Origin of the sequence: Fusibacter sp. 3D3, from assembly GCF_001748365.1 — a bacterium.
In the GTDB taxonomy this organism is placed as follows: Bacteria; Bacillota; Clostridia; order Peptostreptococcales; family Acidaminobacteraceae; genus Fusibacter_A.
This window is the reverse complement of record NZ_BDHH01000009.1, coordinates 104,617-123,938: the sequence shown is the minus strand read 5'-3', so window position 1 is coordinate 123,938 and position 19,322 is coordinate 104,617. Positions and strand designations below refer to the sequence as shown.

The window sequence follows — 19,322 nt, the reverse complement described above, 5'->3', positions numbered from 1 at the left end:
CCCCTCGGCTGGCGCCATTGGGGTGGAGATTGAGAAGATTAAAGGATTGCGCAAGGGTTACGAAGGTAGCGAAGCGGACTGAGTATATGCTTTGATTTATGGATATAGGGAAGAAGTGAGAGGTGAGTGGTATGTCACTTGATATTATGAGTTTACAGAAAGCGCTTGAATCGTATAGGAAAGCGATTGGTATTATTAGAATAAAAGAATTGGATGAGTCTGTTACGGAAGACGAGTGGGCGCTTCTTCGAGCTGGCGTTATTCAGAATTTTGAATTCACTTATGAGCTTTGTTGGAAATATATGAAAAGATGGATTGAGGAAAATATTTCTCCCAATATTGTTTCTGGGGTTCCGAGAATTGAACTTTTTAGGGTGGCTGCACAAAATGGTTTGATCGATGCACCTCAAACTTGGATGATTTATCATAAAGCGAGAAACCAAACTTCTCATATTTATGATCAAAATATTTCTGAGGATGTTTATTTGGTTACTTTAGATTTTTTAGATTCTGCTAATAACTTTTACGAGTGTTTGGAGAAGAGGAATGTTTGATATAGAGGATGAAGAATTAGTATTTATCAAGGAAACTATTGAAAAATTTTGTCCAAATTCAAGAATATGGGTATACGGATCCCGAATGAAGGGCACCAATAAGGTTTGTTCTGATTTAGATTTGGTGATTGTATCTCAAGAGCCTGTGAATTGGATGGTTATTGAAGAAATTAGAGAAATTTTTATGGGATCTGAGTTACCTTTTAAAGTGGATGTGCTAGAATGGTCTTCAATTTCGGATACTTTTAAGAAGATTGTATTGATGGGGTATGTGGAGCTCTAACGTTCGGCAAACTACACCCACGAAGAGCAAGAGTCCTCGGCGGTGCCTGCGGATTGCTCTTCGTGGGTGTAGTTTGCCTCGGGCATGTAGGAGATTAGAAGATTAGAAGATTAGAAGATTAGAAGATTAGAAGATTAAGGGCAGCCCCTCGGCTGGCGCCATTGGGGTGGAGATTGAGAGATTGAAGCGATTTTAAATAGTTATAGCTTTGAAAATGTACTCAACTTAATAGACAGTGCATTTAATGGATTTAATTCATTAAATGTGCTTTTATTTATTTGTTTAATGGTCATAATAGACATAGGCTAGCCTCGAAAATGCAGTGTTTGAAAGATTATAGCAAGTTAGATCGATAAAGGGTTTTAAAGAGGCAGTTAGATAAAAATTTCGTTACGGGGGTACAAAAGGTGAATTTATTCAAAAATGTTTTAAAGAGAAAAAGCTTTGTTTTAGGCTTGATTGTACTGATGCTGATGAATCAGTCGTTTGTTTTTGCCAGTGTGGCAAGTGATGGTTCTGATTATTCGAAGCACTGGGCACAGGTTTATATTTCTAAGTTTTTAGGTCAAGGTGTTATTAGTGGTTATCCAGATGGGTCTTTTAAACCGGACAATCCGATTACGAAGGCAGAGTATATTACTTTTTTAAATCATGTCTTTGGTTATACTGAAACGACGCATGCGGATTATAGTTCTGAGAACTGGTACGAGCAAGAAATTAAAGCGGCACTTAATCAAGGGTATTTAGTGAAAGATTTTACAGGTGCAATAAATGAAGATGTGGCAATTACGCGTCAGGAAGCAGCGGTATTGCTCTCGAATATTTTAATGAAAGATCGAGAGTTGCCAGTACTTGCGAATAAATTTAAAGATGTTGCATCACTGAGTACTGCAGTTCAAACTGGCATCAAATTTCTTGTGGATGAAAAAATCGTATCTGGATTTGAAGATGGCAGTTTCAGACCTAATCAAAAAATCACACGTGCTGAGGTGGCAACGCTTTTAACGAAAACAACGGGTGAACTTGTAAGTCAGAAAGATGCTCAAGTGGGCGATGTAGACAATGCTCAAATAATAAAGGGAAACTTAACGTTGACAGCAACGGGTATCAAGGTTAAAAATACCACTGTTGAAGGGGACCTTTTCATCACAGAAGGTGTTGGCCTCGGTCATATTGAACTTGAAAATGTCATCGTTAAAGGGGATACCATCATCCGTGGAGGTGGTGAAAACAGTATTATTCTCATCAACACGAAACTTGGCAAGGTACTTGTCAATGTGCCTTTCGGCTCAAAAGTGAGATTGGTGAGTGAGGGCAGTACTGAGGTTGAATCAACGACGATTAAATCTATTGCAAAAATAGAATCTTCAAACAGTGGTTTTAAAACCGTCAATGTAGAAATTCCAAAAGATGCAACTATTGAACTGATTGGGAATTTTGAAATGGTGGATATGTTGACCTCTTTTTCGAAACTCAATTTTATCTCAGGAAAGATCAATAAACTCAACATTTCAAGTGAGGCAGAAGGCGTCAACGTAGCTCTCAATAAAAATTCGAATGTCACTCACGCCTATGTGAATAAAGTAGCCACTTTCACAGGCGAAGGCTCCATAGATGAAGCAACTGTTTCAGTTAAGGATATGGACTTTACCCTTAAGCCCAATAAGATCGAAAAGATCAATGCAGCAGCTGAAACGGACAATAATACAGCTGCAGTTGCTGGTGGCGGTGCTTCCGCAGGTTCAACTTCTGGCGGAACTGGCGGGGACTCGGGTCAAAGTGGCAATAATGGTGGCACAGATCAACCTACTTTATTGACACCACCAACGCTTAATGCGGATAGTACTACGCCTACGGTAGCTCAAGATATGGAAATTACGTTCACTGAGAATGCAACTTGGCGTGGTAAAATCACTGACTTGATGGTGAAGCGTAACGCTTATGACGAAGGTGCGTTAAAAGCTTCAGATTATACGCTTTCAGAAGGCAAAATTACCATTAAGTTTAATGAGACCAATCGACAGCTATTTAGTAGTACGAGCAGTGCCATTATAATAACCGTCAAAGCAACGGGGTATAATGACGCTGTGGTCACTCAAAGAATTGAAAGTACGGGGTTTGATCATTTAGAAGTAACGGTTCAACCGCCGCTAAGTATAGTCTCTGGAGAACAATTACCAGAGCTTGCACCAGGATATCTGGCAGGGACATTTAATGGTCAGATCAAAGTGGTTCTCAGGGATGAATTCAACAATACTGCTTCAGAGGACAATGTCAGCATTATTGGCGTGGTTATGAAAAAGGGGACCTCGGCGCAGTGGGAGATTGATGGTTATTATCCTCAAGAGCGCAGTGTGAATTCAGGGGCTACTCGATTTTTCGAATTAATTGCCAAGCTTAAATCAGGTCAAACTGAAGCCATTACAGATGCACAATTCAGATTTTATATTAAGACTTCAGGATTTAATGTAGAAAGCTATGATGGCACAAATTGGCCAGAAAATGTCCCTTATGTGGATTCGCGTGTCTTTGAAATTAGACCTTATACGGGTCCAGAAATAGAGGGTTATTACAAGGAAGAAAAAGGTGTTAAAGAAGTTGGGCTTGGAAGTGGTGATACTTTGACCATCGTGTTTAAGGCAGATACGAATATGGCCGGTTTCCAGCAAGGCGTAATACTTGATCAAAACACATTGAATGCACTGATAGACTTCCAAGGGAAACCTTTTGGATCGGCATACCATGGTCTTTGGATTAATGCGAAGACACTTCAACTTGTCTGTGATGCGGCACCTGCGGGCGCAACGTTGAGAAATTGGTACAGTGCACCAACAGTGGATAATGCCCTTATTTTTGAAGAGCATAATGTTGAAGATTATCAATTTAAAAGTACAAGTGGCCTTAAAGATGCAGGGGATCTTAATGATGTTTGTACACTTTCTTTAAGAAGTGCAGAGAAAGATTTTGGTTCTTTTGGAACGCCTAAAGCGCCTGGTGTTAAATTGACTAAAGAAGATACAACACTTTATGGTGCGCATAACATCGGCATTCAAGTGTTTGATATCGATCCCAATGCTCAAAGCATAAGAATTACTGTTGGTAATTACGGGCTGAATTACGGATCATTCAACACCTCACATCCAGACTCATTTAAACACAGTGTAGAGTGGGTTAAGATGACTTCAACAAGTGCGGTCTTAGTTATTTTGGATCCAAGTGAATTGAAATCTGGCGATGGTGCTGGGAATAATGCGCTTAACAATATTTCTGTTAGCCAGACTGTAAATGGAACTGATAATAATCACTATACAGCAAGACTTGAAGGTGGTTTAGGCTCTTCGAATGGAGAATTTAAACCTAATAATAGTTGGACTGGTTATCTGTACTCATCGGATTATTTCATCACAAGATACACTGGAGATGAACGCTACACACTTAAACCATATGAAGCTAATCACGATTATGAAGGACAAGCTGCCTATCAAACATACTCTCTTTATCCTTACTGGAATGTGATCATGGATGGTCATGTAAAGGATGGATTCTACGCAGATGTCGAGCATGGTAGACCTGTAGGGATTATCTTTGGCAATGGAGGTGTGGACTCAGGTGTAGAGTATAAACAAGAAACCATTGGCATGAAATGGTGGGAGCTTAAAGAAGAACTCAGGGCATCGATGAGTTTGATAAGTGATAATATAAATATGGAATTTTATAACAATATGAATGACGCTGTTAACGACTCAAATGAGATTCAAGATACGAGTATTTCACTTGAACAAGGCATGATCATAAAAGTTAATAGAAGTTATTACTGGGTTTATTAATTTAGATACAAAATAACATTTCCAAAAGAGAAGGCATCTTAGGGGATGCCACTGGGATAGGCATAGAGATATGGCTTTTTCAGAGGCCTTCCTTAGGAATGGCTTCTTTTTTAAAATAATTGGTTAGGTGTCAAAATCCAAAAGTTGAGCAAGCCTCTACCCTTTGATGTCGTTTACGGGAAGTACGCGATAGTGCATATGGTAGGGGGTTAATGTGCAACTGACTTTTGACATTTTAACCATAATTAACACCCGAGAAGGGATGTTGACAATGAAAGAACTTGAAATAGTGGGCATTAAAGGCTTAACTTAGCAAGAAGTTATTCATGAAATCCAATTAGGGGGTCACTTTGTGATCTATAAATACTGCTTTTATTATATAATAACAAGTATTAGAAAATCTTCGCCAATCTACTTGATAAGGGCTCATGAAAGTAGGCGGAAATATGTTTGGCGGTATTTATGGATTACTTTTTTTTTAGGCCCTTGGGGAATTCCAAAAGGGATTGTATACACGTTGGAATGTCTAAGAAATCAATTAGAGGGTGGTACGGACTTAACAGAAGAAATTATGAACTATTTGTCATAAAAATTATAATTTGAAATGCTTTTTTCTTGCAGAGCGCACAGTTCCCCAGTATAATAAATCTACAACTGTTTAAATAGGGGGTAATAAATGCGCTTAAATTTCAATACTTTGTTAAAATTACTGATTGAATTAAGGTATGAATCCAACAGGAAAAACGTAAGTGTCGTAAAGAAATATGAAGAACAGCGCGAAAGATTTCAGGCTGATATTGATTTAGGCGAGACCAGTGTACTAGATCAAGTGATAGAACTCTTTAACCTTCGAAGAAGTGAATTGATTTCTTCAGGCAACAAGTTTTATTTAGAAGATATCTCTAGTCCAAACATCAGCCAATGGCAAAAGAATATTTTACCTACTCCAGTGAAAGCTGCTTTTGTAAGCCATTCAGTGGCGGATGCACTTAAAGATATTAGAATTGAAGAAATATTTGAGACCATCAACAAGCTCAATCAGAGCTTGAATTTAAAGGCGATGCAGTTAGATGAGCCTAAATCAAAAGAGGCGCGTTATTTCTTTTTCTTGAAGTTGTTAGCATTGGCTCACAAAAATGAACTGGTTTATTTAACGGCTGAAGAAATTGAAGAAAGGCGTTTAAAATTAGACGTTACTGCGAAATTGTCTGTTGATGAAGTTTCAATTGCACCTGTAAAGTCAATTTTTAATTTAAAAAGGGTGTTAAATGTCAAGCATCTTAAATGGATGGTTGCCCTTTTTGCGATTTTGATAATGGGAAGTATTGGTGTTAACATGACGATAGAGCCGTACATAGAATTTGCCGATCCCACACTAGAAGCCGTATTAAAACGTGAGGTAGAAGGTGCTATTGGCAAAAAAATTGAGGGAAAAATCACAAAGAAAGAAGCACTTTTAATTACAGCGATAACGTATGATATAAAGAACCCCACCACAACGCAGTGGTATAATGATGTGCCCATACAGGATTTGATGGGCATAGAGTATTTTGAAAATTTGGAATTAATCAACTTTAGAGGCAATCAGATTGCAGAACTGGGTGCTCTAAAACACTTAAAGAAACTGAATCAACTCTATATAGGTTCTAATCGTTTTAATCAAATAGAGTCATTATCGGGATTAACGGCGTTAAAGCGATTAGCGATAGATGGAAATTCAATAACGGGATCTCTTGAGCCCCTGAAAGCACTTAAACATCTAGAACTTTTAAATATAAGCTATATAAAAGCAAAAGATATCACACCAATTCTTGGACTGAAGACTTTGAAATACCTTTACCTTCAAGGGCCTACCACTGCAGAAGTGTCAGCTATTCAAACAATGACAAATCTCGAAGATTTATATCTAGATAATACGAATCTCAAAGGTGGTTATGATTTTTTAGGTAAGATGCCCAATCTTAAACATTTAAATCTCAGTCAAAATAATCTCAGTGAAATTAAATTTGTAACCACTTTGACAAATTTGGAAGGACTGGATGTAAAGGAAAATCAAATCACAGCTATTTCTCCGATTTTAGAAGCAGAAGCTCAAAAAGAAGTGGCATCTAGTTGCATGAAATATTTGAAAATAGATCATAATAAAATTCAAAGTATAGAGGGCCTTAACACTTTAAAAGAGTTAAAGCGATTGATGCTTACAGGCAACCCCATAGTTTTATATAATGAAGCTTATCTCATCTGTGCTAGAAATCCAATTTTAGAAAAAGATTTTGAAATCGATCTTGAAAACTATGGCAGTTCTGTGCAAAATCCACACGATGAAATTTGGTACGCCTTTAAACCCAGTCAAACAGATTTTTATGTGTTTTTCACAAGGAGTGAAGGCGATATTCAAGGGGCAGTATTCGATGAAAATAGAGAAAAGATCTTATCGGGGTGGTATAACGAGGGTGAATCCATTCGCTTTTATACAGAGGGTACTTTAGAAGCGGGTAAGACGTATTTAATAAAAATACGCGCCAGAGGGAATACGCTCGCCCCTTATGAGTTCCATGTGGTAGGTGAGAAGCATAGCGTTTCAAAAGATCGAATTTCGATAATCGGTGTGGAAAATCATTTTACACCAAAATAATCGTAGAGATTTAAAGGCAAACTTGCTATAATGAAAGATGAAAAAATGCTTCATAGTAGAGGATAGGAAGGTGACACATTGAAAGGCAAGGAAAATAGAATAAAAACAACCCAAAGCAACAAACGGAACAAAAAACATGAAAGACAGATGCTGTTTAAAAAGATATTGGTGATCCTACTGGTTTTGCTTTTAGTTGGGACAGCGATTGCGCCTGTTTTTTCCCAGACAGATAACAATGTGACGCTTTTAGCCAATACGGTTAATGTAAATGTCGGTAGTGATGGTGAAGTAAAAATAGATGAGAGTGTGAGTTACTATAAAAACTTTGTAGAATTTATGGTAGACTTTGCTAAAGATAACTATTATAAAGACGTGGATAAACAGATTTTGATAGAGGGTGCTTATAGAGGCATCTTTGAATCGCTTGATCCACACAGCAACTATTTTACACCTGAAGAATATTCAGAATTTAGTACGGATATGGAAGGTGAATTCAGTGGCATAGGGGCTACAATTACAGACGGAGATGAGTATGTTGAAATCGTATCGCCTATAAAAAATACACCCGCTTACAGAGCAGGCCTTTTGCCGAATGATAAAATCGCCACAATAGATGGCGAAGACGCTAAGGGTTGGACTAAAGAAAAAGCAGTTGTTAAGATTAGAGGCGAGAAGGGGACGAAGGTGACACTTGGCATTATAAGGGGCAACCATTCAGAGATTTTACCTTTTGAAATTATAAGAGATATTATTGTCGTCAATACTGTAAATTTTGAATTACTTGAAAACAACATAGGTTACATTGAAATCACTCAGTTTGGAGAAAAAACAAACGCTGAATTTGATGCGGCCATAAAATATATGCAAGAAAATAAGGTTGACAAGCTAATCGTCGATGTGAGAAACAATCCAGGCGGCTTCTTACATTCAGCAATCCACATCAGTGATTATTTTGTGGACAAAGGCAAAGAAATTGTCAAAGTGGATTACAGAGGCAAAACGGATGAAGTTTTTAGAGCGGAACGTGAAAAATTGCCAATGACACTTGCTGTGCTTGTCAACGGGGGATCTGCCAGCGCTTCTGAAATTTTTTCAGGAACTGTGCAGCAAAACAAAACGGGGACCGTTATTGGAAGTTTAACTTATGGCAAGGGGACGGTTCAAAACTTAGTGCCGCTTACAAACGGCGGTGGCATCAAATTAACGGTCGCAGAATATTTAACACCTAATAATACACATGTGGATAAAAAAGGCATTACCCCCGATCTAGAAATAAGAGGTGTTGACAACATTGTCAGAGCTCAGTATTTGGAATTTGTGCCAATGAGTGAAAAAGTATACCGTTACAGAGGCGAAATCGGCTTAAATGTGTATGGTGCTCAACAAAGATTGAAAATGCTAGGCTATGACGTAAGTGTAGACGGTCAATTTGGCGAACAAACAGAAAAGGCCATCAGAGCTTATCAAGCGGAGCATCATTTAACGGTAAATGGCGTCTTGACACTTAAGACTGTAGATTCAATTGAAGTAAAAACAGCGGCTTATATTAAAGGTGAATATGACCTACAACTCAATAGAGCTATAGAATTATTGAAGCTCAATTAAAATGTAGTTAATGTAGTAATCATAAATAAGGGTTTCAAAGATTGTCTAAAAGCATCTATGTACAAAACCACCAATCTGCAGGCACAGCCGAGGCATTTTGGTGGTTTTGTACATAGATGCTTTTGTTACAGAAATATTACAAGGCATGTCATAAAGATGTAACGCACAAAGCATACAGGATAGTATATCCCGTTTTCGACAGTTTGAAAATAAAAAGAGGTTACAAATGGCTTTAAATGGCTGTTTGTGACCTCTTTATTAGTGTTGACTTTGTTGTACGGAAATCTTATCCTAAAATTTTTTTAATTTTTTTGTTGAGTTCTTTTGGTTGATAATACTTTTTATTCAGTTCTAAATCAAATACAGTGTTTAACGCCGTGCAAACTTGAGAGCATGTGTAGGTTGACATATAACACATATCTTCGATATTTGCTATTTCCATATTTTTTAGAGTTTCAACAATGTTTTCAACAGAAAAATGAGTTTGATTCAAGTCTAGTTTCTTTTCTAGCAAGCGATAGATTAGAAGAGCTGTGTAGCATATCATAAAATGCGCGATGATTCTTTCTTTGTTCTGATGAAACACAGGACGGGCTGAAAAGTTTGTTTTCATAACGCGGAAACAGTCTTCGATTTTGTATCGTTTAGAACTGATTTCAATAATATCTTTTGCAGAATCATCAAGATTAGTAGCTATTGCGTAATAACCATCGTATTTTTCTTCTGCCTCAATGGCATCTTGGTCAAGCGCATAACGATCAATAACTTTGTCGCCCATTTTGGAAGAAGACGTTCTTTTGATAAATCGAGTAACATCATTAGGTCCCTTTTTATATAAATCGGGATCTATGTTTTTTAGCAGCGCTTTAGCTCTTTCTATCTGACGGTTTCTAATAAATCTCTGATATTCCATCATCTTTCTTGAAAATGTAATGATGATTTTCTGCTTAACCACCGCTTTTGATTTTACTGTCTTTGTCTTGCCACTTTTTAAGGTTTTTTCTTCGTAAAGACCAAGATCTATAGCTTTGTCTGCTGTTACAATCTTATATAGTTTGTCGTCATATAGATTCCTGTTTGCAGGATCATTTTTATCAAAACGCTTCATAGCTGCTACAGATACTTCGTTGTCAGTGGAGAGTAGTCTGTAATCGGTATCGTTAAATACAGCTTCTTTTAAGGTGCCTGAAAGTTTCTTGATGGATTGTGTGACAATAAACGCTCTACCACCCATAGAATTAAAGTTCCTGATGCTGAGAGCACCCAAACCAGCATCTGCACAGTAGATGAACTTTTTCCCTTTAAACATTTCAGTCAGTTTTTTTTCTAATGGAATGACTGTCGTCTGCTCGTTATCGGCCCCTGGAGTAAGGCACATGGAAAGTGGTATGCCATCTGAATCCATAAATAGTCCCATCTGAACAAGAGGTGCTGGTTGATGTTGCTTGGATATGCCGTATTTGCGAAAACCTTTAATGATTTCACCGGTAATCTCGTCAACATAATCATCATCGGGAGATTCGATTTCAAAATAATAATTAGAGCAGTCATAATAGCAAACAGATGTATCACGTTTAACTATAGTCTTGCTTTTATCAAAAAGATAAGCAAGATAGTCGTCATAATGAGCCTCTAGAAGATCCATAGTGCGCAGTATATGGACATAGTCAAAAGAAGGCTTTTCAAAATAGTGATTAAGATGTTGGTGTGTTCCTAACTTGGAGTCAGGGTAAAGAATCCTTGCAAAAGTAAGGAAACGATTGACAGTGTTTGGGTCAAAAGTAATCTTAGAATCATTCGTTATACTTTTAAAGAAAGATCCAATTTGCAAGTCGTGATAAAGCTGCTGTAAAAACAGATATCCGATATTCAAGTTTGTACTAGAAGAAACAAGGTCGTTGTTGAGTTTGATTTTTTCAGCAAAATCGATTTTCACCTCCATAGTCACCTTGCCATTTTTTTCTTCATCATTATACTTAGTAACTTGTTCCTTGGCATAAGCCAAAGGATCATCTGTAATCTTTAGCAGTTCAGAATGTTTACCAATTCTAGCGATATTCTTTGTTGTGGTTTTATTACCGTTACGGTAGCCCTTTTGCACAAAGTAGGTTGGGTCTTTTGATTTCTTATCATAATTTAATTTCATAGCCTATTATATCACAATATACAACTCCGTACAACATATAAAACTGAAAAATTTGACAAAAAAATAAGCCTTAAAGGCCTAAATACAGCATTCTATAAAAAAATATCATTTACAAGTGTCGAAAACCCGGTTTTGTACATAGATGCTTTTGTTACAGAAATATTACAAGGCATGTCATAAAGATGTAACGCACAAAGCATACAGGATAGTATATAATGTGTATATGGTGTAATAAAGCTATTTTACAGTTCTATTACATTCTAAAAGTTTGATTGACCACAGTTTTACTTTAGTGGTATAATCATGTAGTAAGATTTTGCAATAAACCTCAAGGGATTTGCTGAATCTGAGGACTAAGGTCCTCAGAAGGGGGTTATTGATCAAAACTCTCTTCTGAAAAGAAGAACAAACAATTATTTTAAGGGAGGAATTCACAGATGAAAAAAGTATTATCTTTAGTACTCGTTTTAGCGATGGTACTAGGTATGATGCCAGTATTCGCCGCAGGTGAAACCGGAGCTGACCAGCTCTACAAATACGGTTTTATCGCAGGAAATAATGGCGACTTAATGGTTGACAAAGAGTTGACTAGAGCTGAAATGGCTGTACTTGTTGCAGAAATGAACGGCTTAAAAGAAGAGGCAGCTAACTACGCTGCACCAGCAAACTTCAGTGATGTAACAGCTGGGAAATGGTATACACCATATGTAGCTTATGGACAAGCTAATGGTTGGTGGGCTGGATATCCAGATGGCTCTTTCAAACCAGAAATTGGCATGAGTGGACAAGAATTTGCTTCAGTATTGATGAAAGCATTGAAATATGATGTTACATGGAATACTGTAATAGCGGATGCGGCTGCTGTAGGCGTAAGCGTTAAGTCAACTGCTTCTCTTACAAGAGGTGCTGCATTTGATTCAATGTGGACTACTGTAAACACACCGGCTAAAGGCGAGACAGTTGCTTTAGGTGTTAAATTAGGTAGATTAACATCAGCAATAGTTTCAGAAGGTCCTTTAGCAGTTGATACTGTAACAGCTAACACTGCTAAATCTTTTGAAATTAAATTCAAAAACGTAGTGAAAGATACAACTAAAGTAGCTTTCGAAGTTAAGAGAGATACAACTAAAGTAGCTTTAACTGCTGCTTGGAACGAAGCAAAAACAGTTGCAACTTTATCTTCTGCTGCTAAATTTACAGAAGGTAACTACGAAATCGTTGTAAGTGATGCTACTGCAGCTACTCCAGTTGCGTTAGGCACATTTAAAGTGACAATCGAAAAAGAAAAAGTGGCTGCTGTTACTTTTGATTCTGATACACTTCTTCGTTTAAGTGATATCCAAGGTGTTGTTGGCTACAAAGTAGTTAACCAATACGGAGAAGATATAACTGATGGAAGTTTAGGAAGAAGTTTGCAATGGATCTCTTCAACAGATAAAGGTGCTGACGCCGATGAAAAAACGGGCGTTGTCACAGTAACTCAAGGTACCGATAAAGAGTACAATAGTCAATTAAGAACATTTAAAACAGTAGTTCTTACAGTTAGAGATACTTCTTCAGGTTTTGTTTCTACTAAAACTTTAAATGTTTCTGATACTATTTCTGTAGTTAATGAAGTTAAAATCAATGGTATCGTTAATGAAGCGGGTGAGTCAGTTGATTTTGCTTACGACACTTCTAAAACATACTATTTAGATGTAACTGTTTTAGATGCTAACGGTAAAGAAGTAAAATCTTATGCGATTTTAAATGCTACTGTTGGTGAGGCTAAACAAAAGATTTTAAGCGTGGAAAGTACTAATAAATCGGTTATTGAGATTAAGCCTGAAAAACATCCGAAACGTTCTGGCGAGATGGCTTATAGAATAAATTTTGAAAAGCCTCAATCTGAATCTTATGATATGCCAATTACTTTCTTAGCACTCTCTCCTTATTCAGGTAAAAGTGCAACTGCTACTTTTACTTTAGGCAGATCTTCTACAGTAGAAAAATTTGTATTACAAGCACCTGCTATAACTGTTTCAAGTGGGAAAACAATTGAGTTTCCGTTTGAAGCATTTGATCAAAGCGGCAAAGTTGTTACAGAATTTGACAAATTAAGTGGTAAAATTAATCTTAGTGGAGTTCCAGACGGAGATTCATTTAAATTCATTAGACAAGCTGATGGGTCTGCTAAATTGTTTGGTACATTTATAAACGCTACAACAACTGATAAAAGCGTTTTTCTTTCATCAACAATTGATGGCGCAACAACAAACTCTTATAGTTCAATCTCTATAATAGTTAAAGAAAAAGCAATTCCAGAGACTATTCAGGCATTGGCTCATCCTTATGCGTTCACTGAAAATGCACAATGGAATAGAAATATTAGTCACATGAATATCTTTGACCAATTTGATAACAAGATGAACTTAAAAAATGATAGTGATAACCTAACTTACCAAGTAAAAATAACTTCTTCACAAGATGATAAGATTTATCTTTCTACTACAGAAGCGGACTCCTTTAATGGAACTACACCACTAGATGAAAATGGTGCTGTAATTGCTAAATTAAAAGAGGTAACAATTAGTGGAGATACAAAAGTATACTTCTACGGTGGTTCTAAATATGGTTCTTCAACGATCACTTATGATTTGGGTTATATGAGCGCAGCTATTCCAGCTACTGCAACTGATCCAGCTGTTCCAGCTGCTTGGAAGTCAATTAATACTGCTTCTACATCTGTTTACAATATTGTACCAAAAGATATTGTAAGTGCTTCTGTTGGCGATCTTGAAGGTACAAAAATCTTAATGTTAAAAGGTTTTGATTCTTACTATGATGGTACTAAGATCACTTGGGCTTCTGATGACGCTGAAGGCGTGATTTCAAGACCTAGTGTATACGGTAAAACTTCTGGTGGCACGATTGTAAGATTACCATCATCAATGCAAGCTGGTTTCACAGTAAACAATAACAAGTTTTCAGTAGTTGGAAATGATACAATTATCGCTGCTGGTGATTTCAATAATGCGACAACAGCTGATGCTACTGTTACTGGATTAGTTTATGGTGCAAATGGTATTTTACAAGCATCTGCTAATATCACTGCAAGTAATGAATCTCCTAAAGCGTCTGCAGTAATTGCATCGTTTGACGACGCTAAATTAAGAAATAAAACATTCGTATTGACTAATGACGTTGCTACAGTGACTAAAACGACATTTGATGCTTTTAATGGTAAATCTTTATTATACCTTAATAAAAATGGTACTAAAACATCTACAAATGGGTTTAAATTCAAAGTGAATACTCAATATGGTGCTAGTACTGGTATTGCAGATAAAATTAGTGTGGTTAAGACTGCTGTAGGCGCTCCTGCTGCTGCAGGCGATGCTCCGTCTGTTTTATATGTAGATAGTCTTGGTGTTGCTCATATTACTGGTGTTGTAGCCGTTGGGGATGAATTCTCAATCACTGCAAGTGCTGGTGCTTATAGCAAAACGATTATCTTCAAAGTTGTTACTTCTAACTAATCGTTAGAATTAGATTTTGAAAGATGGTTATAAATATTAAACGCTATTTGAGCATTGCTCAAATAGCGTTTTTTATCAATTTGAGTAATTTAGGGTTACATACTACAGTAGTGAAAGGAGTTTTCAATGATAAAGAGAATACCATTAGTAATGATTGTGATTTTGTTGATCAGTATTTTTCCGAGTTTTATGGAAAATCAATCGGAGACAGGGGCGGATATGCTGCTCAAGTATAAATTCATAAGTGGCGATAATGGGGATCTGATGTTGGACAAGCCATTGACTAGAGCTCAAGTTGCTGTTATTTTAGCGGAGCTGAAAGGAGTAAAATCGGAAGCACAGTACTATGCAGCACCAAGCACATTTGTGGATGTTGCATCTGATCAATGGTATGCACCTTATATTGCGTATGGACAAGCGTATCGTTTGCTAGGGGGGTACCCTGATGGTTCATATCATCCTGAGGCTTCTGTGAGTACGCAAGAATTCGCAGCTTTTCTGATGAATGCGATGGGGTATAATGGAAATTATGACTATGCAAATGTGGTTTCTTTTTCGAAAAGTAAAAATATCGAAGTGGGTGCTACGAATGGTCTTTTTCTAAGAAAAAATGCATTTGAGTCGATGTGGCAAGCTGTCAATCAGCCTGTAAAGGGTTCTGAGGTAGCTTTAGGTGTAATGCTCGGTAAACTAGAGGCCGGTCTTGTGAGTGATGTGAAACCTTCAAATCCAGAAAGTATAGCGTCTGAAATGGTTGCTGTTTCAGCAAGGGCATTTGAAGTCAGGTTTAAAAAGGCAGTCCAAAACCCCGATAAAATGACTTTTGAACTTAAAAATCAAATGAATAAAATATCATTTAGAACCGTTTGGAATCAAGATAATACAGTTGTCAAGCTCATTTCAAGCTATAGCTTGACACCTGACAAGTATGAGGTTATTGTCGTGGACCAATCGAATAACGAACCTATACAATACGGACCTTATTATGCTGTAACAGAAAAAGAAGCGGTTACTAGAATTTCGTTTGATTCAGAAACACTTATCAGATATAGTGATTATGTGGGCAGTGTTAGGTACAAAGTCTTCAATCAATATGATGAGGATATAACGGATACTTCTTTAGGGAGAGGTCTTAAATTCAGTGTTTCGACGAATAAGCCGGAACCTATAGTGGACCCTAGAACAGGCGTTATAACCGTGCAACATGGAACTGCGCCACAGAAAAGCGGCATTTTAAAAGACCTTAACAACGTGACCATAACAATAACAGATCCTTTTAGTGGTTTTGCAGATAGTAAGGTATTAAAGGTTTCAGCCACTATGAATGGTATTAGTCAAGTTGTTATCAATGGTGTAGTGGATGAAAATGGGGAGTATGTCGATTTTATATATTCTACATCGAAACAGTATTACTTAGACATCAGTGTAGTAGATACAGATGGCAATTTGATCAAATCCAAGAGTATTTTAGATGCTTCTAATGTCGGTGGTCAAGAGGCGTTGATGGTTTATACAACCAATCCAGCATTGGTTTCTGTTTCCAAAGGTTTTCATCCGAAAAGGGATTCTGAAGTTGCTTATAAGATAAATTTCCTTTCAGTACCAGATGGTGATGTTTATGTTACGTTTGGTGCTGTTGCCCCCTTTTCTACATCAGGAGATAATGCTGCGTTCTTTAATATTGTGCTTAAAAAGTAGCGCATTTATGACAATGTGTTAAAAAAGATTCAAATTATATAGTTATAAAAAAGTGAGAATCATTTAAAAAAGTGATTCTTATTTTTGTTTTTAAAACGATCAAGGCCTATATGGAACGTATAATGGCATAAATTGAAGCAAGAGAATTGACTATGTTATAAAATTCGCCTAAAATAATAGAGACGTATAAATTTTATGAAATGACTGGAGATATAAAATGAAGGAAAAAATGAAATGGCTACTGTTAAGCGTTATTTTGATCGTGGCGCCACTCTGGAAAGGTCTCTTTTTTTACAGTGATATTCTCATGTTCATGATAGGGACGACTTTACTTATGGGTATAGATTTCTATTTGGTGCGAGATGAGCTCACGAGAAAGCGTTTTTTCACATTTGAGCCTCCCATCATAGCGGGCATGTTGATGATCGTGACTTATGCCTTGACATGTGCACTGGGCAGTTGTGTCAATGTGGCAGAAACCGTTATGGCTGCCCTTAAAATCACATACATGTTGGTTGTTTTTATATGGATTAGGACGCGATTTTTAAAAGAAGACCAAAATAGAATGGTGTGGATCTATGTTTTGGGTTCGTTTGTAGGTGCCGTCGTTTCGATTATGGCTGTATCAGGCGTTATAAATCTATCAGATGCCTTTTTAGATACTAGATTTACAGGGACTTTTCAATATGCAAATGCCTTTGCCATCTATTTAATGATAGGTGTTCTCTTTACAAGTTATTTGTTTGAAATCTCAGAACATAAAAAAGGCAAGTTTGGCTTAGCCGCAATGGGCTTTGGACAGTTTATGGTTTTTGTGTTTACGTATTCAAGGGGCGCGTGGCTGATTTTGCCAATTGGCCTTCTTCTGATGTTCACTGCGTTACCGTGGAAAAATAAAATTTCAATGCTATTTTACTATGCAGGGCAACTCATAATAACTGTAATTTTAAGTAAATCCTTTATAACCGCAAATACAGCTACAGAAGTAATAAAACCTAAAACAATAGGGCTCTTTATTTTGGGCATAAGTATGTTTGTATTTTATATCGCTTTAATTGAGTTAATAAAACAGCATTTTAGCAATAAGCGCATTCAAATATCAAGGAAAATTGTCTTGCTTTTCAGTGCTTTATTATTGGCTTTAGTGGCCTTTGCAGTTTCGATAGATCAACCCTTAGCTAAAGATTTAAGAGGTCAGTTGGGACACGAAAAGGTTTCAGTCGTAAGGGAAATTAAAGCGATTGAATCCAATACCGCTTATGCGTTATCTTTAAAAGTGGATACAGCTGCAGCTTTGGAAAACGATATAAGTCCTGAAAATGCAGCTTTGGACAATTCACCTCTATGGTCTATTGCTGTTCAAAGTATTGATTCGCAAGGGTTTGTTTCGAATATACCTATAGAAGCTGATTTTTTCAGTTCAGGCAATTTTGAAATTCCATTTAAAACACTAGAAAATACAGAGCAGCTAAGAGTGATCTTTGTTGCGGGGCATTCAAATCTAAAAGTGGCTTTAGATCACGCAGTTCTCAAAAAAGATGCGGGTAAAATCGTTAAGCGCATTAAGTTGAGTTATAGATTCGTACCAGAGTTTATTGTGAGTAGACTAAACAGTATTAACCTTGATGAAAAAGTATCGGTGGGGAGCCGCTTAACGACATATAACGACACTTTGACGATATTTAAAACACAGCCGCTTATAGGGAGTGGTGGCGGTGCTTGGACGTCGCTTTATCCAAAGTACCAAACAGAACTTTATTATACGGCAGTGGTTCACAACTACCTTGCTCAGATTATGCTTGAATTAGGTGTGCTCGGCATAGTGGCGTTGATTTTCATTGCATCCGGAATTGTCTATGCTTATATTGAGGGCATTCGTCACAAGCGTTATTCAGAAGCTATAATTGCAGTGGCGTTGATGACATTGTTAGGACACAGTTTAATCGATTTTGATATGTCCTATTTGAGCTTGATGATAAGCCTATGGGCTCTAATGGGCACTTTGACCTATCCTAAGCTTGTGCAGAATGAAAAGGTGCATGGTCATAAAAAGAAAGCCTTTATAATCGCGATAGGGATCATGGTGATCATCGTTCTAACCAGTGGCAGTTTCTACTACGCTGAATTTCAATACAATTTGGCAGTTGCATATAAGAAGGCACCAGATTTTGATCGAGCTATAACACATTACGAAAAAGCGGTACAAGCAAATCCGTTTAAAGTGAACTACAGATATGAACTAGCAGATCTATTAAATGCTAAAACATCAGGATCAGGGGACTTAACACACGCTGAGAAAGGCAATAAAGTGCTTTTAAAAGCGTATGCATATGCCCCGTATGACTTAAATGTACTTAAATTTAGCATCGATAATAATATTGTAATAGGCGATTTTGATGCTGCTCTAAAACTAACAGATGAGATTATACAAGCGGCGCCTTTGAGACAAGATCCATATGATGTTCAAATGCAGGCATGTTACATCATGGGTGATTTCTATATAAACAAAAATGAAATTTCTATGGGGGCTAATTTTTACAAGTATCCAGAGCGTGGCTTGATGATCAGAGTTCGGAAAAACAATGAGATCAAGCAGAAAGAACGCCTATCAGAGGCTTATATGAATTTGTATGGGCGTATGCAGTTTTTCTATAGGAACTCTGAAGATTTGCAAAGGGCAATGCGGATTTCGGCCCTTAAATGGGTTTCGTTTTTTGAAATAGATGTGGATCAAGATGAAACACCAGATGATTGGAAACTCATGGGGGATCAGATCGTTAAACCACTCAATCTAGAGCCGAATAAATTATATGAAATTCAACTGCATACAGCGGATTCGAATCCGGAGACACTTTTTAAGTTGGATTCCAAAGCGGGGACTGAGGGCGAAATTGTTATAGATAATGCGCTCAATAGTGATGGCGTTTATATCGTGGTGATTAAAACTTCGGAAAGTTATCAACCTCAAAATCATCAGTTTTCACTTTCAAAAGCTTCCCTTCAGCAGATTTCAGCGGTTGAGCTTTACGCGATACAGTAATCGTAGACATCAAATT

The 19,322-nt window shown here is 37.2% G+C and carries 10 protein-coding genes; 9 read left to right on the top strand and 1 reads right to left on the bottom strand.

The features are described from left to right. Positions 1-131 precede the first annotated feature (131 nt). From F3D3_RS11820 to F3D3_RS11800, 6 genes are all read left to right on the top strand, one after another. A complete protein-coding gene (locus tag F3D3_RS11820) occupies positions 132-554 on the top strand; it encodes a nucleotidyltransferase substrate binding protein (RefSeq protein ID WP_069874173.1) in 423 nt (140 codons plus the stop codon). After that, positions 547-837, top strand: coding sequence for a nucleotidyltransferase family protein (locus tag F3D3_RS11815; RefSeq protein ID WP_069874172.1), 291 nt, complete (start codon positions 547-549; stop codon positions 835-837). Before F3D3_RS11820 ends, F3D3_RS11815 begins: the two co-directional genes overlap by 8 nt. Before the next feature lie 407 nt (positions 838-1,244). Then, positions 1,245-4,664, top strand: a complete 3,420-nt coding sequence (locus F3D3_RS11810; RefSeq protein WP_069874170.1) for an S-layer homology domain-containing protein — start codon at positions 1,245-1,247, stop codon at positions 4,662-4,664. Between the two features lie 352 nt (positions 4,665-5,016). Further along, a complete protein-coding gene (locus F3D3_RS23735) occupies positions 5,017-5,253 on the top strand; it encodes a hypothetical protein (protein WP_139132078.1) in 237 nt (78 codons plus the stop codon). Between the two features lie 87 nt (positions 5,254-5,340). Then, positions 5,341-7,299 carry a leucine-rich repeat domain-containing protein gene (locus tag F3D3_RS11805; RefSeq protein ID WP_069874168.1) on the top strand — a complete coding sequence of 653 codons (1,959 nt, stop codon included), beginning with the start codon at positions 5,341-5,343 and terminating at the stop codon, positions 7,297-7,299. A 78-nt stretch (positions 7,300-7,377) separates the two neighbouring features. Further along, the gene (locus tag F3D3_RS11800) at positions 7,378-8,904 is read left to right on the top strand and encodes a S41 family peptidase (RefSeq protein WP_069874166.1); all 1,527 of its coding nucleotides are present in this window, start codon (positions 7,378-7,380) and stop codon (positions 8,902-8,904) included. Positions 8,905-9,190: 286 nt separating this feature from the next. Here the strand turns inward: F3D3_RS11800 and F3D3_RS11795 are convergent, their stop codons facing one another. Next, on the bottom strand, positions 9,191-11,050 hold the full coding sequence (locus F3D3_RS11795; protein WP_069874164.1) for an IS1634 family transposase: 1,860 nt from the start codon (positions 11,048-11,050) through the stop codon (positions 9,191-9,193). A gap of 437 nt (positions 11,051-11,487) precedes the next feature. Between F3D3_RS11795 and F3D3_RS11790 the strand changes: the two genes are divergently transcribed. From F3D3_RS11790 to F3D3_RS11780, 3 genes are all read left to right on the top strand, one after another. After that, entirely contained in the window at positions 11,488-14,568 is a 3,081-nt protein-coding gene (locus F3D3_RS11790; RefSeq protein ID WP_069874162.1) for an S-layer homology domain-containing protein, read from the top strand. 126 nt (positions 14,569-14,694) lie between these two features. Further along, a complete protein-coding gene (locus tag F3D3_RS11785) occupies positions 14,695-16,266 on the top strand; it encodes an S-layer homology domain-containing protein (RefSeq protein WP_069874161.1) in 1,572 nt (523 codons plus the stop codon). Between the two features lie 217 nt (positions 16,267-16,483). Then, positions 16,484-19,306, top strand: a complete 2,823-nt coding sequence (locus tag F3D3_RS11780) for an O-antigen ligase family protein (RefSeq protein ID WP_069874159.1) — start codon at positions 16,484-16,486, stop codon at positions 19,304-19,306. Positions 19,307-19,322 lie beyond the last annotated feature (16 nt).